The organism is Herbaspirillum sp. C7C2 (assembly GCF_022627865.1).
In the GTDB taxonomy this organism is placed as follows: domain Bacteria; phylum Pseudomonadota; class Gammaproteobacteria; order Burkholderiales; family Burkholderiaceae_D; genus Herbaspirillum; species Herbaspirillum frisingense.
Genome location: NZ_JABXGI010000014.1, coordinates 58,447 through 78,801, shown reverse-complemented (window position 1 = coordinate 78,801; position 20,355 = coordinate 58,447). Strand labels below are relative to the sequence as shown.

13 protein-coding genes are annotated in these 20,355 nt (G+C 62.2%); 9 read left to right on the top strand and 4 right to left on the bottom strand.

Features of this window, described 5'->3' with window-relative positions; genetic code table 11:
- Nucleotides 1-2: 2 nt before the first annotated feature.
- The gene (locus HWE04_RS17140) at nucleotides 3-2,243 is read right to left on the bottom strand and encodes a TonB-dependent receptor (protein WP_241813179.1); all 2,241 of its coding nucleotides are present in this window, start codon (nucleotides 2,241-2,243) and stop codon (nucleotides 3-5) included.
- Nucleotides 2,244-2,603: 360 nt separating this feature from the next.
- Here HWE04_RS17140 and HWE04_RS17135 point away from each other — a divergent pair, with 360 nt between their 5' ends.
- From HWE04_RS17135 to HWE04_RS17095, 9 genes are all read left to right on the top strand, one after another.
- Nucleotides 2,604-3,266, top strand: a complete 663-nt coding sequence (locus HWE04_RS17135) for a response regulator transcription factor (RefSeq protein WP_006462842.1) — start codon at nucleotides 2,604-2,606, stop codon at nucleotides 3,264-3,266.
- 16 nt (nucleotides 3,267-3,282) lie between these two features.
- Nucleotides 3,283-4,677 (top strand): sensor histidine kinase, encoded by a 1,395-nt coding sequence (locus HWE04_RS17130; protein ID WP_241813178.1) that lies wholly within the window; start codon nucleotides 3,283-3,285, stop codon nucleotides 4,675-4,677.
- An 84-nt stretch (nucleotides 4,678-4,761) separates the two neighbouring features.
- Entirely contained in the window at nucleotides 4,762-4,980 is a 219-nt protein-coding gene (locus HWE04_RS17125; protein WP_006462840.1) for a hypothetical protein, read from the top strand.
- Nucleotides 4,977-5,510: a SecDF P1 head subdomain-containing protein gene (locus HWE04_RS17120; RefSeq protein ID WP_006462839.1), complete on the top strand. Its 534-nt coding sequence runs from the start codon at nucleotides 4,977-4,979 to the stop codon at nucleotides 5,508-5,510. Before HWE04_RS17125 ends, HWE04_RS17120 begins: the two co-directional genes overlap by 4 nt.
- Nucleotides 5,511-5,610: 100 nt before the next feature.
- Nucleotides 5,611-6,270 (top strand): DUF1345 domain-containing protein, encoded by a 660-nt coding sequence (locus HWE04_RS17115; RefSeq protein ID WP_234294277.1) that lies wholly within the window; start codon nucleotides 5,611-5,613, stop codon nucleotides 6,268-6,270.
- A gap of 282 nt (nucleotides 6,271-6,552) precedes the next feature.
- A complete protein-coding gene (locus HWE04_RS17110) occupies nucleotides 6,553-10,053 on the top strand; it encodes a response regulator (protein WP_241813177.1) in 3,501 nt (1,166 codons plus the stop codon).
- Nucleotides 10,038-10,889 (top strand): CheR family methyltransferase, encoded by an 852-nt coding sequence (locus HWE04_RS17105; RefSeq protein ID WP_006462836.1) that lies wholly within the window; start codon nucleotides 10,038-10,040, stop codon nucleotides 10,887-10,889. The genes HWE04_RS17110 and HWE04_RS17105 overlap by 16 nt, the downstream gene beginning before the upstream one ends.
- Nucleotides 10,886-11,521 (top strand): chemotaxis protein CheB, encoded by a 636-nt coding sequence (locus HWE04_RS17100; RefSeq protein ID WP_241813176.1) that lies wholly within the window; start codon nucleotides 10,886-10,888, stop codon nucleotides 11,519-11,521. Before HWE04_RS17105 ends, HWE04_RS17100 begins: the two co-directional genes overlap by 4 nt.
- The gene (locus HWE04_RS17095) at nucleotides 11,518-12,636 is read left to right on the top strand and encodes a hybrid sensor histidine kinase/response regulator (RefSeq protein WP_077238348.1); all 1,119 of its coding nucleotides are present in this window, start codon (nucleotides 11,518-11,520) and stop codon (nucleotides 12,634-12,636) included. The genes HWE04_RS17100 and HWE04_RS17095 overlap by 4 nt, the downstream gene beginning before the upstream one ends.
- A 130-nt stretch (nucleotides 12,637-12,766) precedes the next feature.
- Here the strand turns inward: HWE04_RS17095 and HWE04_RS17090 are convergent, their stop codons facing one another.
- From HWE04_RS17090 to mgtA, 3 genes are all read right to left on the bottom strand, one after another.
- On the bottom strand, nucleotides 12,767-13,843 hold the full coding sequence (locus tag HWE04_RS17090) for a DUF6708 domain-containing protein (protein ID WP_241813174.1): 1,077 nt from the start codon (nucleotides 13,841-13,843) through the stop codon (nucleotides 12,767-12,769).
- Nucleotides 13,844-13,846: 3 nt separating this feature from the next.
- A complete protein-coding gene (locus tag HWE04_RS17085; protein ID WP_241813173.1) occupies nucleotides 13,847-16,351 on the bottom strand; it encodes a T6SS effector BTH_I2691 family protein in 2,505 nt (834 codons plus the stop codon).
- A 529-nt stretch (nucleotides 16,352-16,880) separates the two neighbouring features.
- Complete coding sequence (gene mgtA / locus HWE04_RS17080; protein WP_241813171.1) at nucleotides 16,881-19,643, bottom strand: magnesium-translocating P-type ATPase; 2,763 nt, start codon at nucleotides 19,641-19,643, stop codon at nucleotides 16,881-16,883.
- Nucleotides 19,644-20,355: the final 712 nt, after the last annotated feature.

Here is a 20,355-nt window from a genome sequence, read left to right as displayed (position 1 = left end):
CCTTACATGCGATAGGTCAGCGACAGTAACGCGGTACGACCCGAACCCGGGACCGAGCGACCGCCATCGGACTGGATCAGCGCATCGTAATACATCTTGTCGGTCAGGTTGTACAGGTTCAGGCGGATGTCATAGGCCTTGGTGGTGTAGGCCAGCATGGCGTCATAGCGGGTGTAGCCACCGACTTGCACCGTGTTGGTGGCATTGGCATAGCGCTGCGACATGTAGGTCGCGCCGCCGCCGACCTGCCAGTGCGGGGCCAGGTCGTAGGTGGTCCAGGTGGTGAGGGTGTGCTTGGGCGTATTGACCGGCACCTTGCCGACCGAGGTATCGCCCACGGCGCCGCCGATGACCTGGGCATCCAGGTAGGTGTAGTTGGCGGCGATCTGCCAGTCACGCGTGATGCGACCGGTAGCACCGGCGCGCGCACCGTTCACGCGGACCGTGCCGGCCAGGGCATAGACGCCGGTGGTGACCAGGCTGCGGGCGTTTTCCTTGGTGATCTGGAAGGCCGCTGCGCTCAGGGCCAGGCCATTGTCCAGGTCCCATTTGCCGCCCACCTCATAGGAGCGGTTCTTTTCCGGATCCAGGTTCTGCTGGCCCAGGGTACCGGTCAGTTGTTCCAGCGAGGGATTGAACGAGGTGCCATACGAGACGTAGTAGGCCTGCGCTGCGCTGGGCTGCCAGATCGCGCCCGAGCGCACGCTCAGGAAATTGACGGTCTGGTCGGCCGAGGCCAGTGCGGTGGAGCCTGAGGTGTTGCCGGCGTTGATCGAGTTGCTGATGCTGGCGATGTAGCGGTCATAGCGCAGGCCGCCGACCAGCTTGAACTGCGGCACCAGTTCGATGGTGTCGCCCACATAGGCGGCGATGGTGTTGGCACTGCCACCGGCGTGGTTGCCGGCAGTATCGGCCACGCTGCTGCCGGCAGCGCTGTAGCTGGGGCTGACGACGCTGACGCAATCCATGTAGCCGGTGGTGGCGCCTGCGGCATTCAGAGAGCGGCCGTTGCAGCTGCCGTTGCGGTAGTAGTTCTGGTTGTCGTAGCCGTCATGACCCACTTCCACGCCCACCAGGGCATCGTGCTTGATGCTCCCGGTGGCGAACTTGGCCGCCAGTTCGGTCTGGTTGAAGATGGAGTAGTCGCGGATGTCGCGGTCATGGCTCTGGCCGCGCACGTAGAGGCTGGATAGCGGCAGGTTGCTGGTGGCATTGGTCAGCGCCGTGAAGCCGCTGGAAGAGACCGTGCCGATGGTATTGGGCGCGGTTTCCACGGCATCGGTATGCACGTAGTTGAACTGCGTCTGGCTGCGCAAGGTCACGTCGGGAGCGATCTTGTGCTTGATGCCGGCATTGAAGGAGGCCACGTCCTGGTTGGTGCGGTCGCTGTTGAGACCATAGGCGGTGTTGCGGTCGACATTGACGGGATGGCCGTTCAGCGGCGGCAGGCCGTAATCGGGCTGGTCGTGGTTGTGCTGCAGCAGGGCCGAGAGAGTGATCTCGGTGGACGTACCGATGCCCCAGACGTAGGAGCCGGCCAGGCCGAAGTCCTGCACGTCGGTCTGGTTGCGGGTGCTGGCCGCGCCGTTCTGGGCCATGGCTTCGATGCGCAGGGCGGAGGTATCCGACAGCGTGCGGTTGACGTCGGCGGTGCTGCGCACCAGGCCGTTGGTGGTGACCGAGGCCGAGACTTCGGTGGCCGTCTTCAGGTTGGCCTTCTTGCTGACCTGGTTGATGATGCCGCCGGTGGAGCCCCGTCCGAAGAGCATCGAGGACGGGCCCATCAGCACTTCCACTTCCTCGATGGCGAAGGTGTCGCGGTAGTACTGGCCACGGTCGCGGAAGCCGTCCAGGTAGATGTCGGTACGCGCCGAGAAACCGTTCAAGTTGATGTTGTTGCCGATCTGGCCGCCCTCGGCGCCACCCAGGGTGATGCCGGATACATTGCGCAGCGCGTCGGCCAGCGAGCTCACCCCCTGCGATTGCATCTGCGCCTTGTTGACCACCGTCACCGATTGCGGCACGTCGTGCAGGTCGGCGGGCAGTTTGCTGATGGCGGTGCCGGTGCTGGCGAAATCGTCGCGGCGGCCTTCCACCGTGACCGGGGCCAGCTGGTTGCTGGCGGTCGCAGAAGTGGATGCAGAGGTGGATGCAGAAGCGGGCGCAGTCTGTTGCGCCAGCAGCGGCAGGGGAGCCGCAAAGGTGGCCAGCAATGCGGCGGCGATCGGCGTGAGACGGTTCATGTTCGTGTCGAGGAGAGTGGAGTAGAGAAACGAGAAGCCAATCCGGCTCGCGCCGGATTGGCTCCAATGGCTGGCTACTCCGTCCTTCGACATGGAAGACCGTTTGGCTGGCTGATGACCAGTATTGTTGTTCTGTATGCCAATGATTTTTATTCACGGGCACCGGTCGCAAGATTAAGGAGGCAAGCTGACAAATGACTGTCAGCAAGCTGACGTCAAACTGAGTGTGACAAAAAAGTAACACCGCCTGCCGGCCCCGGGCTGTCTCGGGCAATCCCCGATTTGCAGCATTGGCGCGGCTGCAATACGATGCAGCGTCACGCAGAGGTTTTGCGCTGTTTTTTCTCTTTCGAAGTTCCTATGAATGTTCTGCTGGTCGAAGACGACCCGGTGCTCACCGACGGCCTGTCGCGTGTGCTCAATTCGCATGGTTTCACCGTGCATACCGTCAACAACGGCCACGATGCCTTGTCGCAGCGTTTCAATGCGGCCGTGCTGGTGCTGGACATCGGCCTGCCCGGCATCGATGGTTTCGAGGTCCTGCGGCGCATGCGTGCGGCCGGCAACAATACCCCGGTGCTGCTGCTGACGGCGCGTGACACCATCCCCGACCGCGTACACGGCCTGGAGCTGGGCGCTGACGATTACCTGGTCAAGCCCTTTGCCACGCCCGAGCTGGTGGCGCGCATCAAGGCGCTGATCCGCCGCAGCGCGCCGCAGCCGGCACAGCTGACCGTGGGCGGCCTGTCGCTGGACAACGCCACCAAGCGCGCCGACATCGATGGTCGCAAGATCGAGCTGTCCCTGCGCGAATGGACGGTGCTGGAATACCTGATGCAGCACGCCTCGCGGGTGGTCTCCAAGCAGCAGATCATCGACGCCGTACTGCCCTGGGGCGAGGATTTCACCATCAACGCGGTGGAAGTCTACGTCTCGCGCATCCGCCTCAAGATCGCCGACTCCGGGGTGGTGATCCGCACCATCCGCGGCTTTGGCTACATGCTCGAAAAGAGCGAGACCTGATCCCGGCCGGCAGCGCATGTCCGACACCGCCGCGGCCAGTCCATCGCCGACCCACGCCAGCATCCGGCGCGACCTGCTCAAGTGGCTGATCGCGCCCTTGCTGTTGCTCAACCTGGTCGGCGCCGGCCTGACCTATTGGCTGGCCTGGCTGCCGGCCCAGCACGCCTTCGACCAGAACCTGATGGATTCCACCTGGGGTCTGTACGCCCAGGTGCGCCACCGGCAGGAACGCACCACCGCCGAACTGACCCAGCAGGCCGAGCAGATCCTGCGCAGCAACCACTCCGACACCACCTTCTTCGCCGTGCGCAATACCGAAGGCCAGATCGTGGTGGGCGACAAGGGTTTTCCCCGCTTGCCGGAAAGTGATGTCTTCGACCGTCCCATCAACTTCGATGGCGAGATGCGCGGCGAGCCGGTGCGCATCGCCGCCATGCAGGTGCGCGTCAAGAACGGCATCATTTCGGTGGCGGTGGCCGAGACCATCCGCAAGCGCGACCGGGCGCACTACACCATTCTGCTGTCCTTCCTGTTGCTGGACGGCGCCCTGACCTTCGGTTCGTTGTCGGTGGTGCTGATTGCCGTGCGGCGCGGCCTGCGCCCGCTCAAGAGCCTGCAGCGCAACCTGGAGCAACGCGGTCATGGCAAGCTGGGCGCCATCGATGGCACCGGCGCACCGGTCGAACTGCAGCCGCTGATCGTGGCCATGAATGAACTGATGGCGCGCATCAACAAGGGTGAGCAGGCACAGCAGAACTTCATGGCCGATGTCGCCCACCAGTTACGCACCCCCCTCACGGGGCTCAAGCTGCAACTGGAGCTGCTGCACGACAAGCATCAGGATCAGCCCGATACGGCCCGGTCCCTGGCGATGATGAATTCCTCGGTGGAACGCATGATCCGCCAGAGTCGCCAGTTGCTGGCCCTGGCGCGTTCCGAGCCGGGGCTCTTCGAGAGCCGCAAGCTGGAAGAGCTGTCGCTGGACAAGCTGCTGGAAGAGTCGGTCCAGCACTTCATCGAAGAGGCCGACAAGAAGCGCATCGACCTCGGCTTCGACCTGCAGCCGGCGCGCATGCGGGGCGACCGCTTCCTCCTGAGCGACCTGATCGACAACCTCATCGATAACGCTGTGCGCTATTCGCCCCCGCATGGCACGGTCACCGTCCGTTGCCTGGAGCAGGATGGTGCCGCCGTGCTGACGGTAGAGGATTCCGGGCCGGGTATTGCGCCCGAGCATCGCGAGCTCATCTTCGACCGCTTCTACCGCGCCAACGACAAGGTGGCCGGCAGCGGCCTGGGCCTGGCCATCGTGCGCGAGATCGCGCATGACCATGGCGGCGTGATCAGCGTTGATAGCGGCGAGCACGGGCTGGGCACGCTCTTTACAGTGCGCTTCCCGCTGGCTGGCTGATGGCAGGGGCCCCTTGCGCCGCCTCCGAACCTCGCTCTCCCGGTTCTGTCTAAACACCTTCTTCGTGACAATCCAGGAGGCAACATGACGGACAAGGTCCTGCAAAGCGGTACCCACATCGCCCGCTATGAAGCGGTGGAAAAGCCCGACGAGGGATTCGAGGCGCAGGTCTTCGTGCGCCTGGCGCGCGAGCCCGAGATCGCCGAGACCTATATTCCCGTGGGCCTCTTCCCGACCGAGGAAGAGGCGCTGGCCAGCGCCCGCGAACGCGCCCAGCGCGCCTTGAAGGAGCACGAATTTTGAGCGCCCCCGAGTTCTCCCTCACCCCCGGTGCCCTGTATCTGGCATCGCCGCGCCGCCGCACCCTGCTGCTGGGCGCGGCCGCCGGTGCCGCACTGGTGCTGGCCGGTTGCGCCTCCAGCGGCATGCAGGGTGGTGCGGCGCCGTCTTCCTCGACCCTGTTCGAGCTGCGCGGCGCTACCACGGTGCCGACCCAGGGCTGGATCAAGGCGCAGATCAGCGATCCCCCGGGCGGCGACATCTACCTTGCGCCGCGCGTGGCCCTGGATGCCAGCGACGTGCAGCGCGCCAGCGCGCAGAAGGACGCCGCCGGTCGCGCCATTCTGGTGTTGCAGTTCTCGCCGGTCGGGACGGCCAGGCTGGCGGCAGCCTCGCGGGAATTCATGGGCCGCCAGCTGGCGGCCGTGCTGGAAGGTCGTGTCACCAACGTGGCCAGGGTGGAGGGGCCGATGACCATCAACACCATGGCCTTGACCGGCTTGTCCAGTTTCGAGGAAGCGGTGCGCCTGGCGCGTCTGTTCCCCAGCCGCTAGGGCGCAAAGGCGGCAGGGCGCTGGCCGGGCGGGGCAGGGCATGCTAATGTCCTGCCCATTGCACGCCACCGCGGCTTCACGCACCAGCCCAACAATAACAATGTCCGTCGCCCGCCACATCGTCCAGGTCCACCCACGCTTGCTGATCGGCATGGCTGTGGGTATTGTCGCCGCCGTCTTCATTCCTGCCTCCACCTGGATCAGTCGATGCCTGATCGGCTGGAACGCCGGTGTCTGGTTCTATCTTTTCAGCCTGTGGCTGATGATGGTGCGAGCCGATGCCAAGGCCGTCAAGCGCCTGGCCGAAACCGAGGATGAAAGCGCCCAGGTGGTGCTGGTCATGGTCTGCGTGGCGGCCATCGCCAGCCTGCTGGCGATCCTGCTGGAACTGGCCGGGGGCAGCCACCACAGCGAGGGCGGGCGCCTGCTGCGGTATGCCTTCACGGCCTCCACCGTCTTCGGTTCCTGGGCCCTGATCGGGACCATCTTCACCTTGCACTATGCGCGGCTGTTCTATGCCGATGATGACGATCCCGACGCCCTGCCGCTGCGCTTTCCCGAGGGGCAGCGTAATCCCGACTACTGGGACTTCCTCTATTTCGCCTTCACCATCAGCGTGGCGGTGCAGACCTCCGATGTCGGCGTGGCTTCGCGCTCGCTGCGCAAGTCGGTGCTGGTCCATTCGCTGATCTGCTTCATCTTCAATGCCGCCATCATCGGCCTGTCCATCAATATCGCTGCCGGCCTGGCCGGCAACTGAGCCGACCGGCGCCACTGGTTGTCGGCGCCAGGATGTCAGCGCAATGGAACCGAACCGGCGGGCGCCTGTCCTAGCCGGGTTCATGCAGCCTCAGGCAGTCCCGGGCAATCCCGGGCCGGGCGCAGCGTGAACCGGAAGGCCACCGTATAATGGCCGGCTTTCCGTGTGGCAAAAGGCAAGACCAGGGGAGGGGGGCAAAGAACCCCCGCAGCTCGACCAACGATTCGAACAACGGAGCGCACCGTGCGGGTTTATTCCAGCCAAGCAGAAGAACGTATTGCCATGTTGAAGCGCCAGGGCAAGGGCGCATTTTCCGGCCCACCACTACCGATGGGACCCTTGATCGGGTTTTCGGTGGCGATCGTGGCGGTCGTCCTGATCGCCCTGTTCACCTACGAAGCCTCGGTCAGCCGGGGGGAAGCGGCCAATGCCGTCTCGCACACCATGCAGGTGCGCGAGCAGTTGCAGAATCTGGTCTCCACCCTCAAGGATGCCGAAACCAGCCAGCGCGGCTTCCTGCTGACCGGCACCGAAAGCTATCTCAGTCCCTATAACCAGGCGCGGGCCGCCTTGCCGGGCGAGATCACGCGCCTGCGCGAGCTGATCGTCGACAACCCCGACCAGGTCAAGCGCCTGTCGCAGGTGGAACGGGTGGTCAACGACAAGATGGAAGAACTGGCCGAGACCATCACCCGACGCCGCAATGGCGATGCCGCTGGCGCGCTGGCGGTGGTGCAATCGGATCGCGGCAAGATGTCCATGGACCGCGTGCGCACCCTGACCCGCGACATGGAAGAGCAGGAGCGCGACCTGCTGACCGCACGTCAGTCCGACTGGCGTGATGCAGTCGCCTTTTCCACCGCCGTGGCCTGGGGTGGTTCGGCCCTGCTGCTGGTATTGATCGCCGCTGCTGCCGTCACCACCTCGCGCGACTATCGTTCGCGGGAGAAGCAGACCTGGATCCGCGCCGGACAGATGGGCCTGGCCGAGCGCCTGCAGGGCGAGCAGCGCCTGAGCACCCTGGGCGAAAACACGCTGGCCTTCCTCACGGCCTACCTGAACGCGCAGGTCGGCGCCATCTACCTGCGCACCGATGGCGGCGATTTCCAGCGCTTCGCAGCCTATGCCCTGGAAGATGAGGGCGAGCAGCAGATCCAGCCCAATCTGCGGGACGGCCAGGGTCTGCTGGGCCAGGCGGCCAAGCTCAATCGCGCCATGCATGTCAAGGATGTGCCTGAGCACTATCTCACCGTCTCCTCGGCCGTGGGGCGTCATCAGCCGCGTGAGTTGCTGATCGTCCCGGCCTCGGTGGATGGCACGGTGCAGGCCGTGTTCGAGCTCGGCTTCCTGCGCCGGGTGCGCGCCGAGGAAGAAGAATTGCTGGCCCGCCTGTCGGACCAGATCGCCATCGCCGTGCGCTCCTCCAAGGACCGCACCCGCCTGGAAGAACTGCTGGAAGAGACCCAGCGCCAGTCCGAGGAATTACAGGCCCAGCAGGAGGAACTGCGGGTCAACAATGAAGAACTGGAAGAGCAGGGACAGGCCCTGAAGGCCTCGCAGCTGCGCCTGGAAACCCAGCAGGCCGAGCTGGAGGAAACCAATGCCCAGCTGGAAGAGCAGGCCCAGTTGCTGGAACTGCAGAAGGACGACCTGGCCAAGACCCAGGTGGTGCTGGTGGACAAGGCCACCGAACTGGAGCGCGCCAACCAGTACAAGAGCGAGTTCCTGGCCAACATGAGCCACGAACTGCGCACCCCGCTGAACTCCACCCTGATCCTGGCCAAGCTGCTGGCCGACAACAAACAGGGCAACCTGACCGACGAACAGGTGCGCTTCGCCCAGACCATTTCATCGGCCGGTAACGACCTGCTGGCGCTGATCAACGATATCCTCGACCTTTCCAAGATGGAGGCCGGCAAGCTCGATATCGTCTCCGAATCCTTCGTGGTGACCAAGCTGGCCGAGGAACTCAAGGCCAGCTTCGCCATGACCGCCCAGCAGAAGGGCCTGGGCTTCAAGGTGGACGTGGAGCCGGGCGTGCCGCAGCGCATGGAAACCGACATGCAGCGCCTGGGCCAGATCCTCAAGAATCTGCTCTCCAACGCCATCAAGTTCACCGAGAAGGGTGAGGTCAGCCTGCGCGTCTATGCCGACGCCCAGAACCGCATCGCCTTCGCCGTGCGCGATACCGGTATCGGCATTGGCGAGGACCAGCATCAGTTCATCTTCGAAGCCTTCCGCCAGGCCGATGGCAGCACCCACCGCAAGTACGGCGGCACCGGTCTGGGCCTGTCGATCTCGCGTGACCTGGCCCACCTGCTGGGTGGCGACATCACCGTGCAGAGCCGGCCGGGCGAGGGCAGCATCTTTACGCTCTCGCTGCCGCAGGTCTACAGCGGTGACCAAGCCATCCTGCGTGCACCGGCGACGACGCCGAAGTCGGCAAATGCCGCTGCCGCAGCCTCGACACTGCAGGCGGCCCAGGTGGCCACGGCGCCGGACGTGCGCGTTGCCAGTGCCTCGGCGACGGCTGCCACACCGACACGCCTGGAGGAGATCGCCATCGACGACGACCGCCACCGGATCGAGGCCACTGCACGCCTGATCCTGGTGATCGAGGACGATCCGGCCTTCGCCATGATCCTGCGCGACCTGGCCCATGAGATGGGTTTCCAGTGCGTCGTCACGCACTCCGCCAACGAAGGCGTGGCCGCTGCCGAGATGTATCGTCCCAGCGCCATCCTGATGGACATGAACCTGCCCGACTTCTCCGGTCTGGGTGTGCTGGACCAGATCAAGCGCAATCCCAAGACCCGCCACATCCCGGTGCACGTGGTGTCGGTGGCCGACTATTCGCAAGAGGCCATGGAGCGCGGCGCCATCGGTTACGCACTCAAGCCGGTGCAGCGCGAAGAACTGATCGGCGCCATCCGCAAGCTGGAAGCCAAGTTCCTGCAAGGCCTGCGGCATGTGCTGGTGGTCGAGGACGATGCCCGCCAGCTCGACAGCATCCGGCAGTTGCTGGCCGGCGAGAACATCAACCTGGTCGGTGTGCGTACTGCCACGGACGCCCTGGCGCGCCTGCGCGAGACCACCTTCGACTGCATGGTGATGGACCTGAACCTGCCCGACCTGTCCGGCTACCAGTTGCTGGAAAAGATGGCCGAGCAGGAGCATGTGGCCTTCCCGCCGGTGATCGTCTATACCGGCCGCTCGCTCTCGGCCGAGGAAGAGCAGAACCTGCGCCGCTTCTCGCGCTCCATCATCATCAAGGATGCGCGTTCGCCGGAGCGCCTGCTGGACGAGGTGACGCTGTTCCTGCACCAGGTGGAAACCACACTGCCGCCGGAAAGCCAGCGCCTGCTCAAGGTGGCGCGCGACCGCGAGACGGTCTTCGAAGGCCGCCGCATCCTGGTGGTGGAAGACGATGTGCGCAACATCTTTGCGCTTTCCTCGGTGCTGGAGCCCAAGGGCATGAAGGTCGAGATCGCCCGTAACGGCCGGGAGGCCCTGGATGCGCTGCAACGTAGCCAGGACAAGCCCGGCGCCGTCATCGACCTGGTGCTGATGGATATCATGATGCCGGAGATGGACGGCCTGACCGCCATGCGCGAGATCCGCAAGCAGGCCATCTGGAAGCGCCTGCCCATCATCGCGCTGACCGCCAAGGCGATGAAGGATGACCAGGAAAAATGCCTGGCCGCCGGCGCCAACGATTACATCGCCAAGCCCCTGGATGTGGAAAAACTGCTGTCCCTGGTACGTGTATGGATGCCCAAATAAACCAGGCCCTGGCCAACCGGCATTTCGATATCGAGATGCAGTTGCTGCTGGACGCCATCTACCTGAAGTATCACTGCGATTTTCGCGGCTATGCCGGCGCCTCCCTGAAGCGTCGCCTGGCCACGGCCATGATCCGTTTCGGCTGCGACACCCTCTCGCAGCTGCAGGACAAGGTGCTGCATGATGCCACCGTCTTCCCGGCGCTGATGGACTACCTCACGGTGCAGGTCAGCGAGATGTTCCGCGATCCTGGCTACTTCAAGGCGCTGCGCGAGAAGGTGATGCCGCTGTTGCGCACCTATCCCTCGCTGAAGATCTGGGTGGCCGGCTGCAGCAGTGGCGAGGAAGTCTATTCCCTGGCCATCCTGTTGCGCGAGGAAGGCCTGCTTGAACGCAGCATCATCTACGCCACCGACATCAACCAGACTGCGCTCAAGAAGGCCGAGGCCGGCGTCTACGAGCTGGACCGCATTCCCGGCTTCACCAGCAATCACCAGAAATCCGGAGCAAGGACTTCGCTTTCGGATTACTATACGGCGGCTTATGGTGCCGTCGTGTTTGACAAGTCTTTGCGCCGGAATGTGGTCTTTTCCGACCACAGCCTGGCCACCGACAGTGTGTTTGCAGAGATGCACCTGGTGTCTTGCCGCAACGTGCTGATCTATTTCAACCGCCATCTGCAGGAGCGCGCCCTCGGGCTGTTCCGCGAATCGCTGGTGCGCAAGGGCTTCCTCGGCCTGGGCTCGAAGGAGTCGCTGCGCTTCTCCTCGCATGGCGTGGCCTTCGACGAGGTGGACCGCGAGGAACGCCTGTTCCAGAAGAAGGGCGAGCTGTGAGTACCGTCGCCTTGCCTTCGCTGGAGGGCCGCAACATCGAGGCCGTGGTCATCGGTGCCTCCGCCGGCGGCGTAGAGGCGCTCTCGGAAATCCTCCCGGCGCTGCGTCGCGGCGCGGCAGTGGCGACCATGGTGGTGCTGCACCTGCCGCGCGAACGGCCCAGCCTGCTGCCGCAGATCTTTGCCGACCGTTGTGCCCAGCCGGTGGTGGAAGCGCAGGACAAGCTGCCAGCCCAGCCCGGCGTGATCCATTTTGCGCCGCCGGATTATCATCTGCTGGTCGACCGCGGCGAGGAAGGGCCCTTGCTGGCCATGTCCAATGATGAACTGGTCAACTTTTCGCGACCGGCCATCGACGTATTGTTCGAGTCGGCTGCCGATGTCTACCGCGAGCGGCTGCTGGGCATTGTCCTCACCGGTGGCAACCACGATGGCGCGGCCGGCTTGCAGGCCATCGGTCGCGCCGGCGGCATGACGGTGGTGCAAAGCCCGCAACAGGCGCAGGTGCCTTACATGCCGGCGCAGGCACTGGCGCTGGGCAAGATCGACCATGTGCTCACGCTCTCGCAGATTGCCGATCTGCTGCGTACCGTAGGCGTACAGGGGAATGACCAGGAAAAGGAACGCAGGTGATAGAACAACAGAAACAAAGAGACCTGCCACGGGTGAAATTCCTGCTGGTCGATGATCTCGAAGAAAACTTGCTGGCCTTGTCGGCGCTGCTTCAGCGTGACGATGTCGAACTGCTGCTGGCGCGCTCGGGCATGGAAGCCCTTGAGCTGCTGCTGCAGCACGAGGTGGCACTGGCCTTCATTGACGTACAGATGCCGGTCATGGACGGCTTCGAACTGGCCGAACTGATCCGCGGCAGCGAGCGTACCCGCAACGTGCCGCTGATCTTCGTGACGGCTGGCGTGCGCGACGAACGCCGTCTGTTCAAGGGTTACGAGAGTGGCGCGGTGGATTTTCTCTACAAGCCCATCGAACCGCACATCCTGCGCAACAAGGCGGAGGTGTTCTTCCAGCTGTATCGTCAGAAGCAGCAACTGGCGCTGGAACTGCGGGCGCGCACCGAGACCTTGCGCATGAACGAGATGTTCGTCGCCATCCTCGGCCACGATCTGCGCAATCCGCTCAGTGCCGTGGTGATGGCGGCCACGTTGATGCAGCGGACCTACAAGGAAGAGGTGGCGCAAAAGGCCTCGCAGCAGATCCTCAACGGCGGCAAGCGCATGGCCAAGCTGATCGAGAACATGCTGGACCTGGCCCGCGCCCGCCTGGCAGGCGGCATTCCGCTGGTGCGCGCCAGTGCCTGCCTGGGCGAGATCACCGAGCGGGTGGTGCAGGAATACCAGGCCACGTATCCGGGCAGCGTCATCGAACGTCGCATCGAGGGTGACGACAATGGCTACTGGGACGGCGACCGCCTGGGCCAGGTAGCGGCCAACCTGCTGGGCAATGCCCTGCAGCATGGCGAGCCAGGCCATCCGGTCTGCATCGGCATCGATGGACGCAGCGAGCACGAGGTGGTGATGGTGATCGCCAATCGCGGCGTGATCCCGGAGGCGCTGCTGCCGGTGATCTTCGATCCCTTCCGCGGTGGCGAGCGCGAGATCGGACGCAAGGAAGGCCTGGGACTGGGTCTCTTCATCGCCCAGCAGATCGTCAAGGCACATGGCGGCAGCATCAGCATGACCTCCGATGACCAGGTGCAGACCATGGTGACGGTGCGCTTGCCGCGCCGTTGAGCCGTACCGATATTTTCCCTTCGAGACGGGGCAGACTTGGAAGAACCGGCATTGGCTTCGGGGCGCCAATGCCGTTCAACTGGCAGGGTTTTTCGTTTTCGCTACTCGAAATATCCGGATCACGCAAAGGTCAACATTTGGGTGGTACATCTTTTGCCCAAAGCAAGGCATTCAGCGCGGGGTCAGCTTCGCCTTTCCAATCTTTGATTTCCATTTTCGGATCGTCAGGATAATCGCCTCGCTGCGTGGCAAGCACGGTGTCGCCCCAGCCAATTGGAGTATTCCCGCGTGGCTCATCGTAGGGGTCGTCAGGTTCAATGAGGCTGACGTCCTTTACTGCCTGTGGCCAGACCGGATCGCGGCAAGTCCAGAGCGCTAGCAAGCGGTAGCCGGTCATGAGCAGGATGTACGGCATCATCGCGATACGGTAGCGAACACTCGCCTGTGTGCCAAAATCGTACAGGCAGAAGAGGAAGCTTTCTCGCATGCTCTCGCGTTCGCTGAAAAACAATGGCGGCTTGGGTAATTCGGCTGGTCCATGGTTCATGTACCAGCACCAGTAGTTCCATTGGGATAGCAGGCCTTGCAGGTTCTCCTGCTCCTCCCATTTTCGGCCGATGGCAAAAGCACGCAGGACGTTACCGTCTTCATCCACTTCGTAATGGCGGATGTGATAGACCGGACTGTTGTTGGAGAATCCTCGGTGGATGCAGAAGATGGCGTTTTCGTCCCAAGGAACTTCCCATGTGATATCCCCTTGTCCTGGCTTAGAGAAGAACCTACGGCGGCGAATCGCGTAAATTTTTTTTTCCTTTCGGTTGAACCGAATGGGGCGACGCTTTAGCGAAAAAAATTCGTCCCTTCCGAACTTCAAAATGCAGTAGCTGAAACCAAAAATAGATCCCGTCATGATAAGGAAGTTGGTGACCAGATAGGTGGTACTGCTCTTGATATCATCCAGCATGATGATTCCTGCAAGATACAGGATAGCGAGTACTCCTATGCATGCTGTCGTCACGCCGCCGGCTTGCCACTGTCTATCCTTGTAGGGCTGATCTGTTGCATCCATAAAGGAAGAGTTAATTCTGAAAATGGTGCCTGTATCTTTGCACTCTGGTCCGACAGCTCTATCGATGGGCAACCGATGGTTGAGATCCCAGATGGGAATGGGCTTGCCAGCCTTAAATTGAAATGTGCGTTCATCCACTCTTTAAGCTCCAATTGCCTCGTAAAATGCCTTTAGTTGGGTATCAAATGAAATATATTTTTCCCCGGCGCTGAATTCACATCGAGCAATCCAGTTCTTCAACGCGCTATTGTTCACGTAAGCAATAGTGATTGCGATACCGAATGAAAGAATAAGAAAAGGCCAGAAGATTGCGCCAATTGAATAATAGGCACCTATAGCAATGCCGATGCTTAAGGTGCCGCTGGCGTTGTATAAGGTCGAAAGTAGTTCGTTACCGCTATTGCGTGCTGCCGGGGCACTCACCACAATATCGAATACGCCGCTGAGAATTCCCACCAGCATTCCGGCTATTCGCGCTCCAACCGTGAATTTTCTCGCGAGTTTGAGTTCAACTCGCCATTGGCCTCGGATGAAGGCCCCCAGCGGATGTTCCACTGATTTTTCTACGGTCACCGCAACCGTCTCGACGATGGTCGCACTTAAGCTAAGGATCGCTACGGTGGCCTTGACTCTCGTCTCCTCCTGGTTGAACTGATCGTTGTTAGCCAGATCCTCCATCGCAAAATTGAGTGCCGTCATCTGCACAATGATGGTCACCACCCCCAGCCTGAAATCCCGAGGTGACGAGGAGCCAAGCCACTTCTGCGCCATCGCGATACCCGGAATCCCCATGCCCTTGATCGTCCCGGGAGCGATACGTCCCTCCTTTTCCAGCCTGGGAATATCGAGTTCATAAGCGATAACGTTTGTGGTCGCCTTCGCACGCCTGACCGCACTACGTGCCTCGGCACGGGCGTCCGCCCTGGTCTGCCGCCGATGGGTGTCAAGTTTGATGCCTTGCTCTTGTGCCTGGGTGATGGCCCATCGAGCTATATCGGTAGCACTTGCATTGCTGACCTTGAGGCTGCCGCCGGCCAGCAATTTCAGGTGAAGCATCGCCAGCGAACGGGCTATGCTCTGGCCGCCTTTGACAAGAGAGCGGCTGATGACATTGCCGGTCGTTAGTGCCAGGTGATCAATCAATTGCGTGGCCTGCTGCGGATCGTGAAGTCGGTCGATGGCGCCTTTGTAGATGTTGAGGATGTTCTCAACCTGGATATCGCTGCCCTTGAGCTGCGGCTCCGTCGCAGCGATGATGTCGGCCTGGTTGTATAGCAATGCACGGCCGTACAGGTTGCGCGGGCTTTTCAGATTTTCGTCCGAGATCCAGCTGGTGAGCTGGTCGATGCAAGGCTGGGTGCAGACAGCATGGCCGATGCATTGCGATACCGATTCGTTGTAGGCATAGCCGCTGCGGATATCGGCATCATCATGGACAGCCTCCATCCAGTTCGCCAGTTGCTCGCTCCTGAGCCAGCCGACATGGGTCATCACCAGCTGAAGGTAGCGTGGTTCGAATTCCTTGAGCGCGGCTTCATAGATGGCGGGGAAGGCCTTCAGCTTCTTCTCGTCCAGGGTCGGCTTGCCATTGTCATGGGTCAGATCATGCCAGGCCTCGTCTGCGGCGGCCTCTTGCCGACCGGCCTTGTCGATGCCGTATTTCCTTCTTTTCTCTTGTTGCTTCTTCTCGTAGCGCTCAAGCCCACCCGCCTTGAAGACGGCCATCCACCCCTTCAACCCAGCGTAGAGATTGCCATCGGGATGATGCTTGCTTACCTCGTCGATCGTGTCGTCGAGGTTCACGTCGTCACGGGCTTCACGACGTACGTGTTGTTCGGTCATGGCCAGGATGTCAGCGATGACTTTGGATTGATGCACCTTTTCATCAAATCCTGCCTGCAATCCCGGTACGGTCAGTTCGCTGAAGTCGTTGGTCATGCCGACCGGGTCATTGAGGGCGGCGATGTAGCCTTTGAAGTGGGGTTCCTGTTGCGCCATGATGCCGTTGAAGCGCGCCTTGGTGGCGTATTTCAGGCTCTCGAAATCGACGGGGGTGTTGCTGAATGAAAAGGCCTTCTTCATGGCCTCCGGATTGGCAGCGAAATGCGAGACCTTCTCCGCGCAGGCGCTGAATTCGCCGGTATGCACCGCACTGCCCGCCAGCAGGGCGGGGATGGCGATGCAGCGCATGTGTTTCTTGCGCCAGCTTGCATCGCTGACTTTCTTGATCAGGGTCCTGGTCCACTGCACATTGGACCAGCCTATCCAGAAGTTACCTGCGGGGTCGGCATCGGTGTGCTCGATGTCGACGCAATAGGCACGTACGACTTCGCTGGCTTCGATACAGGCGAACCGGATTGTCGAGGGATGGGGTGTGTTGTATTCCAGCGGGTAGTTCCACAGATGCCCGCTGGGGAGGACGACATAGGCCTTGAGCCGCTGGCGCCGCTCGTCATAGGTATAGAGATAGCCGGGGCGCAGCGCACGCAGGGTGTACTTGGCGGCGCCTGCGGCCTGGGGTGCGTCTTCGATGCGGAAATTGCCGGATAGCCCCGGTACGCCCTCCGCGCCATATGGACTGGCGACGGCGTAGCGGACCGGGTAGATCAGCAGGCCTTTCTTGTGGCAGAAATTACAGTTGGTCATCGTGCTGCTCCTCTGGATGGGGACATGAGACGGTGGAGCTCTTCCATCTGCCGGTAATCGACGTGGTCGAGCCGGGCGAGGAGGGCGCTCCAGTTGGTTGCGCCGCTGGACAGTGCGGTCCATGCGTCGCTTGATGTGGGATGCTCAGGAAAGGCTGCGCCGTGGGGCAGACGAGAATTGCAGGATGCGGTGGGGCTGTGGCTGAGGGGTGGGGATTGCCCAGCCGATGTTGTGTCGATGCATGCCAGTCTTTCTACGGGAGGGGATGGTTTCCCGTGGAAAGCAGATGCGGTTCAAGCAGGGCCAGATCGGGAAAGCGCAGATGGTTGCATGGCGCCAGCGCGACGTCTGTTGAATTGCTTCGATAAATGATGTGTTTTTGCCGCGGCAGAAGCCATCGAAGCGCAGTGCAATAAAGACGACGGCGATGCACACGTCAAGCGCGCATCGCCGTCTTTGTGGAATTGAATGGGGACCTTAGCGTGGCATCAGTTTCATTGAACTGCCTTTTTGCTGGCCGCGACCGAACCTACTGCCAGCCATACCGCCGCGCATACCAGCCCTTCATCGCCTGGATCAGCACCGCATAGGCCACCAGGATTACCACCAGCCACGGGAAGTAGGTCAGTGGCAACGCTTCCAGCTTGAAGTAGTGCGCCAGCGGCGTCATCGGGATGGCGATGCCGATGGCCATGATCACCAGCGTCATTCCCATCAGCGGCCAGGAGGCGCGGCTCTGGAAGAAGGGGATGCGACGGGTGCGGATCATGTGCACGATCAGGGTCTGCGAGAGCAGGCCTTCGATGAACCAGCCGGACTGGAACAGGGTCTGGTGTTCCGGCGAGCTGGCGCCGAAGACGAACCACATCAGTGCGAAGGTGCTGATGTCGAAGATCGAGCTGATCGGACCGAAGAAGACCATGAAGCGACCGATGTCGCCGGCATCCCAGCGTTGCGGCTTTTCCAGGAACTCCTTGTCGACGTTGTCGAAGGGGATCGAGATCTGCGAGACGTCGTACAGCAGGTTCTGCACCAGCAGATGCAGGGGCAGCATCGGCAGGAAGGGCAGGAAAGCACTGGCGATCAATACCGAGAAGACATTGCCGAAGTTGGAGCTGGCCGTCATCTTGATGTACTTCAGCATGTTGGCGAAGGTCTTGCGGCCTTCCAGCACGCCTTCTTCGAGCACCATCAGGCTCTTTTCCAGCAGGATCAGGTCGGCCGCTTCCTTGGCGATATCGACGGCGGTATCGACCGAGATGCCGATGTCGGCCGCGCGCAGGGCCGGGGCGTCGTTGATGCCGTCGCCCATGAAACCGACCACATGGCCACGGTCATGCAGCACGCGCACGATGCGCTCCTTATGGGCCGGCGAAAGCTTGGCGAAGACGGTTACGGTTTCCACCGCTTCGGACAATTCGGCGTCGCTCATCTTTTCCACATAGGAACCGAGCAGCATGCCCTTGACCTCCAGCCCGACCTCGCGGCAGATCTTGGCAGTCACCAGTTCGTTGTCACCGGTGAGGATCTTGACCTTCACGCCATGGGCGCGCAGGGCGGCCAGCGCCGGTGCGGTGGATTCCTTGGGCGGGTCGAGGAAGGCGATGTAGCCGATCAGGACCAGCTCCGATTCATCGGCCAGGCTATAGACCTCCTTGGTCGGCGGCAGATCGCGGGCGGCCACGCCGACCACGCGCAGGCCTTCGGCGTTGAGGCTGCCGGTGGTGGCGCGGATTTCCTCCAGCAGTTCGGCGGTGAGCGGTACGATCTGGCCGTTCACGCGGGCGTGCGAGCAGACCGAGACGATCTCTTCCACCGCGCCCTTGCAGATCAGCTCATGGTGGTCTTCGCGCTCGGAGACCACCACCGACATGCGGCGGCGCTGGAAGTCGAAGGGAATCTCATCGACCTTGCGATAGGCCGAGGCGATCGACATCTCGCGCTGCAACTCGGCGTGTTCCAGTACGGCCACGTCCAGCAGGTTCTTCAGGCCGGTCTGGTAGTAGCTGTTGAGGTAGGCGTACTGCAGCACTTCGTCATCGGGCTCACCGTGGATGTCGGTGTGGCGTTCCAGGAAGATCTTGTCCTGGGTCAGGGTGCCGGTCTTGTCGGTACACAGCACGTCCATGGCGCCGAAGTTCTGGATCGCATCGAGCCGCTTGACGATCACCTTCTTGCGCGACAGCGCCACGGCGCCCTTGGCAAGGGTCGAGGTGACGATCATGGGCAGCATTTCGGGCGTCAGTCCCACCGCCACCGACAGGCCGAACAGGAAGGCCTCGACCCAGTCACCCTTGGTGAAGCCGTTGATGAAGAACACCACCGGGGTCATCACCAGCATGAAGCGGATCAGCAGCCAGCTGACCTTGTTCACGCCCGCCTGGAAGGCAGTGGGGGTGCGGTCGGTGGCGGTGACGCGCTCGGCCAGGGCACCGAAATAGGTGCGCTTGCCGGTGGTCAGGATCACACCGCTGGCCGAACCACTGACCACGTTGGTGCCCATGAAGCACAGGTTGTCCAGCTCCAGCGGGCTGCTGTTGTTGAGGTTGCTGGGGGTGACGAACTTCTCCACCGGCAGCGATTCGCCGGTCATTGCGGCCTGGCTGACGAACAGGTCCTTGGCCGACAGCAGGCGCAGGTCGGCCGGGATCATGTCGCCGGCCGAGAGCAGCACGATGTCGCCCGGCACCAGATTGCGGATCGGTACTTCGACGCGACGCGCGCCCTTGGGATGCAGGGTTACGTCGAAGTAGCGCTGGGCTTCGGCGGCGATCTCCTCGACCTGGTCGTGACGCATCACCGTGGCGGTGTTGCTGACCATGGCCTTGAGCTTGTCGGCGGCGGTGTTGGAGCGGGCTTCCTGGACGAAGCGCAGCAGCGTGGAAACCACCACCATGGTGCCAATGACGATGGCCGCCTTCATGTCTTCGGTGTAGAAGGACACGGCCGCCAGCAGGGTCAGCAGCAGGTTGAAGGGGTTCTTGTAGCAGTGCCACAGGTGGACTGGCCAGGTCAGCGGCTTTTCGTGTTCGACTTCATTGGGGCCGCTGTGGACGCGGATGGCGTCGGCTTCGGCCTCGGTGAGGCCATCAGGGCGCGATTGCAGGCGCTGCAGCAGGGCCTGTGCCTCGCTGCGGGAGGCCTCGCTCAGTTGTTCGGCCAGGGTCTGCGGGACTTCGCGGGTGACCGGGGCGCTGCGGAACATGTCCATGCCCAGGCGGCGGAAGTGACGATCCATGCCGCGTGCGCGGATGAAGCTGGCAAAGGTTTCTTTCAGCAGGTTCAGATTCATGACGTGCTTCTTTTCTTGTTGGTCTTCGTCCCGGGGACGAAGGATGTGCATCGCACCGGCAAGCGCTTGGACTTGCCGGCCTCGGATCAGCGCCGTGGCCGGTCCCCGCCGGCAAGGGCGCGGGCGAACGGGCAGGGCGCGCTGGGTCTTCGAGTGTTCATGGAATGTGCATAGCCTCCGCCTGGTTGAGCGGAGCCCCTGTCATCGGCGCCTGATGGCGCAAGCAGAGCAGGCCGCGCGTGGCGATGAGCCAGGCGGGCGTGCATGCGGCAGGCGGCAGGCAAAGGCCAGCCCGGCGCAGCGCAGGGCTGGCAAGGCGTGGTGATGCATGCGTCATGCCGCCGTGTCTGCGGCGGTCGATCGTCGATCTGTCGTTGTGAGGGAATATCGCTGTCGCCAGGGCGCGGGGAAACCCGTCAAACAGGCTGCGCGCTACCGACATGAGATGCCGTCATCTGCCTTGTGCAAGATGACGACAGGAAGAAGTCCTGCTGAAATCCTTGCTGAGGCTTAACCCGGAATTAACCGGCAACAACTGTCACCCGAACAAGTGCCCATGAGAGGGACTCCAGAAAATGAGAACGGGCGAATTCTACGCCCGCGCAGAAAACAGGGTCAAGGCAATTCACCCAATCTTGCCAAAAATTTGTGCATGTGCAACAGATGCGGTGTGGGCTGTCAGCTCTTTGTCAGGGCCGCCGGGCGGGCATCT

Coding starts and splice junctions, on each gene's coding strand:
- HWE04_RS17140 (WP_241813179.1), bottom strand. CDS start 2,243: ATGAACCGTCTCACGCCGATCGCCGCCGCATTGCTGGCCACCTTTGCG.
- HWE04_RS17135 (WP_006462842.1), top strand. CDS start 2,604: ATGAATGTTCTGCTGGTCGAAGACGACCCGGTGCTCACCGACGGCCTG.
- HWE04_RS17130 (WP_241813178.1), top strand. CDS start 3,283: ATGTCCGACACCGCCGCGGCCAGTCCATCGCCGACCCACGCCAGCATC.
- HWE04_RS17125 (WP_006462840.1), top strand. CDS start 4,762: ATGACGGACAAGGTCCTGCAAAGCGGTACCCACATCGCCCGCTATGAA.
- HWE04_RS17115 (WP_234294277.1), top strand. CDS start 5,611: ATGTCCGTCGCCCGCCACATCGTCCAGGTCCACCCACGCTTGCTGATC.
- HWE04_RS17110 (WP_241813177.1), top strand. CDS start 6,553: ATGTTGAAGCGCCAGGGCAAGGGCGCATTTTCCGGCCCACCACTACCG.
- HWE04_RS17105 (WP_006462836.1), top strand. CDS start 10,038: ATGGATGCCCAAATAAACCAGGCCCTGGCCAACCGGCATTTCGATATC.
- HWE04_RS17085 (WP_241813173.1), bottom strand. CDS start 16,351: ATGACCAACTGTAATTTCTGCCACAAGAAAGGCCTGCTGATCTACCCG.
- mgtA (WP_241813171.1), bottom strand. CDS start 19,643: ATGAATCTGAACCTGCTGAAAGAAACCTTTGCCAGCTTCATCCGCGCA.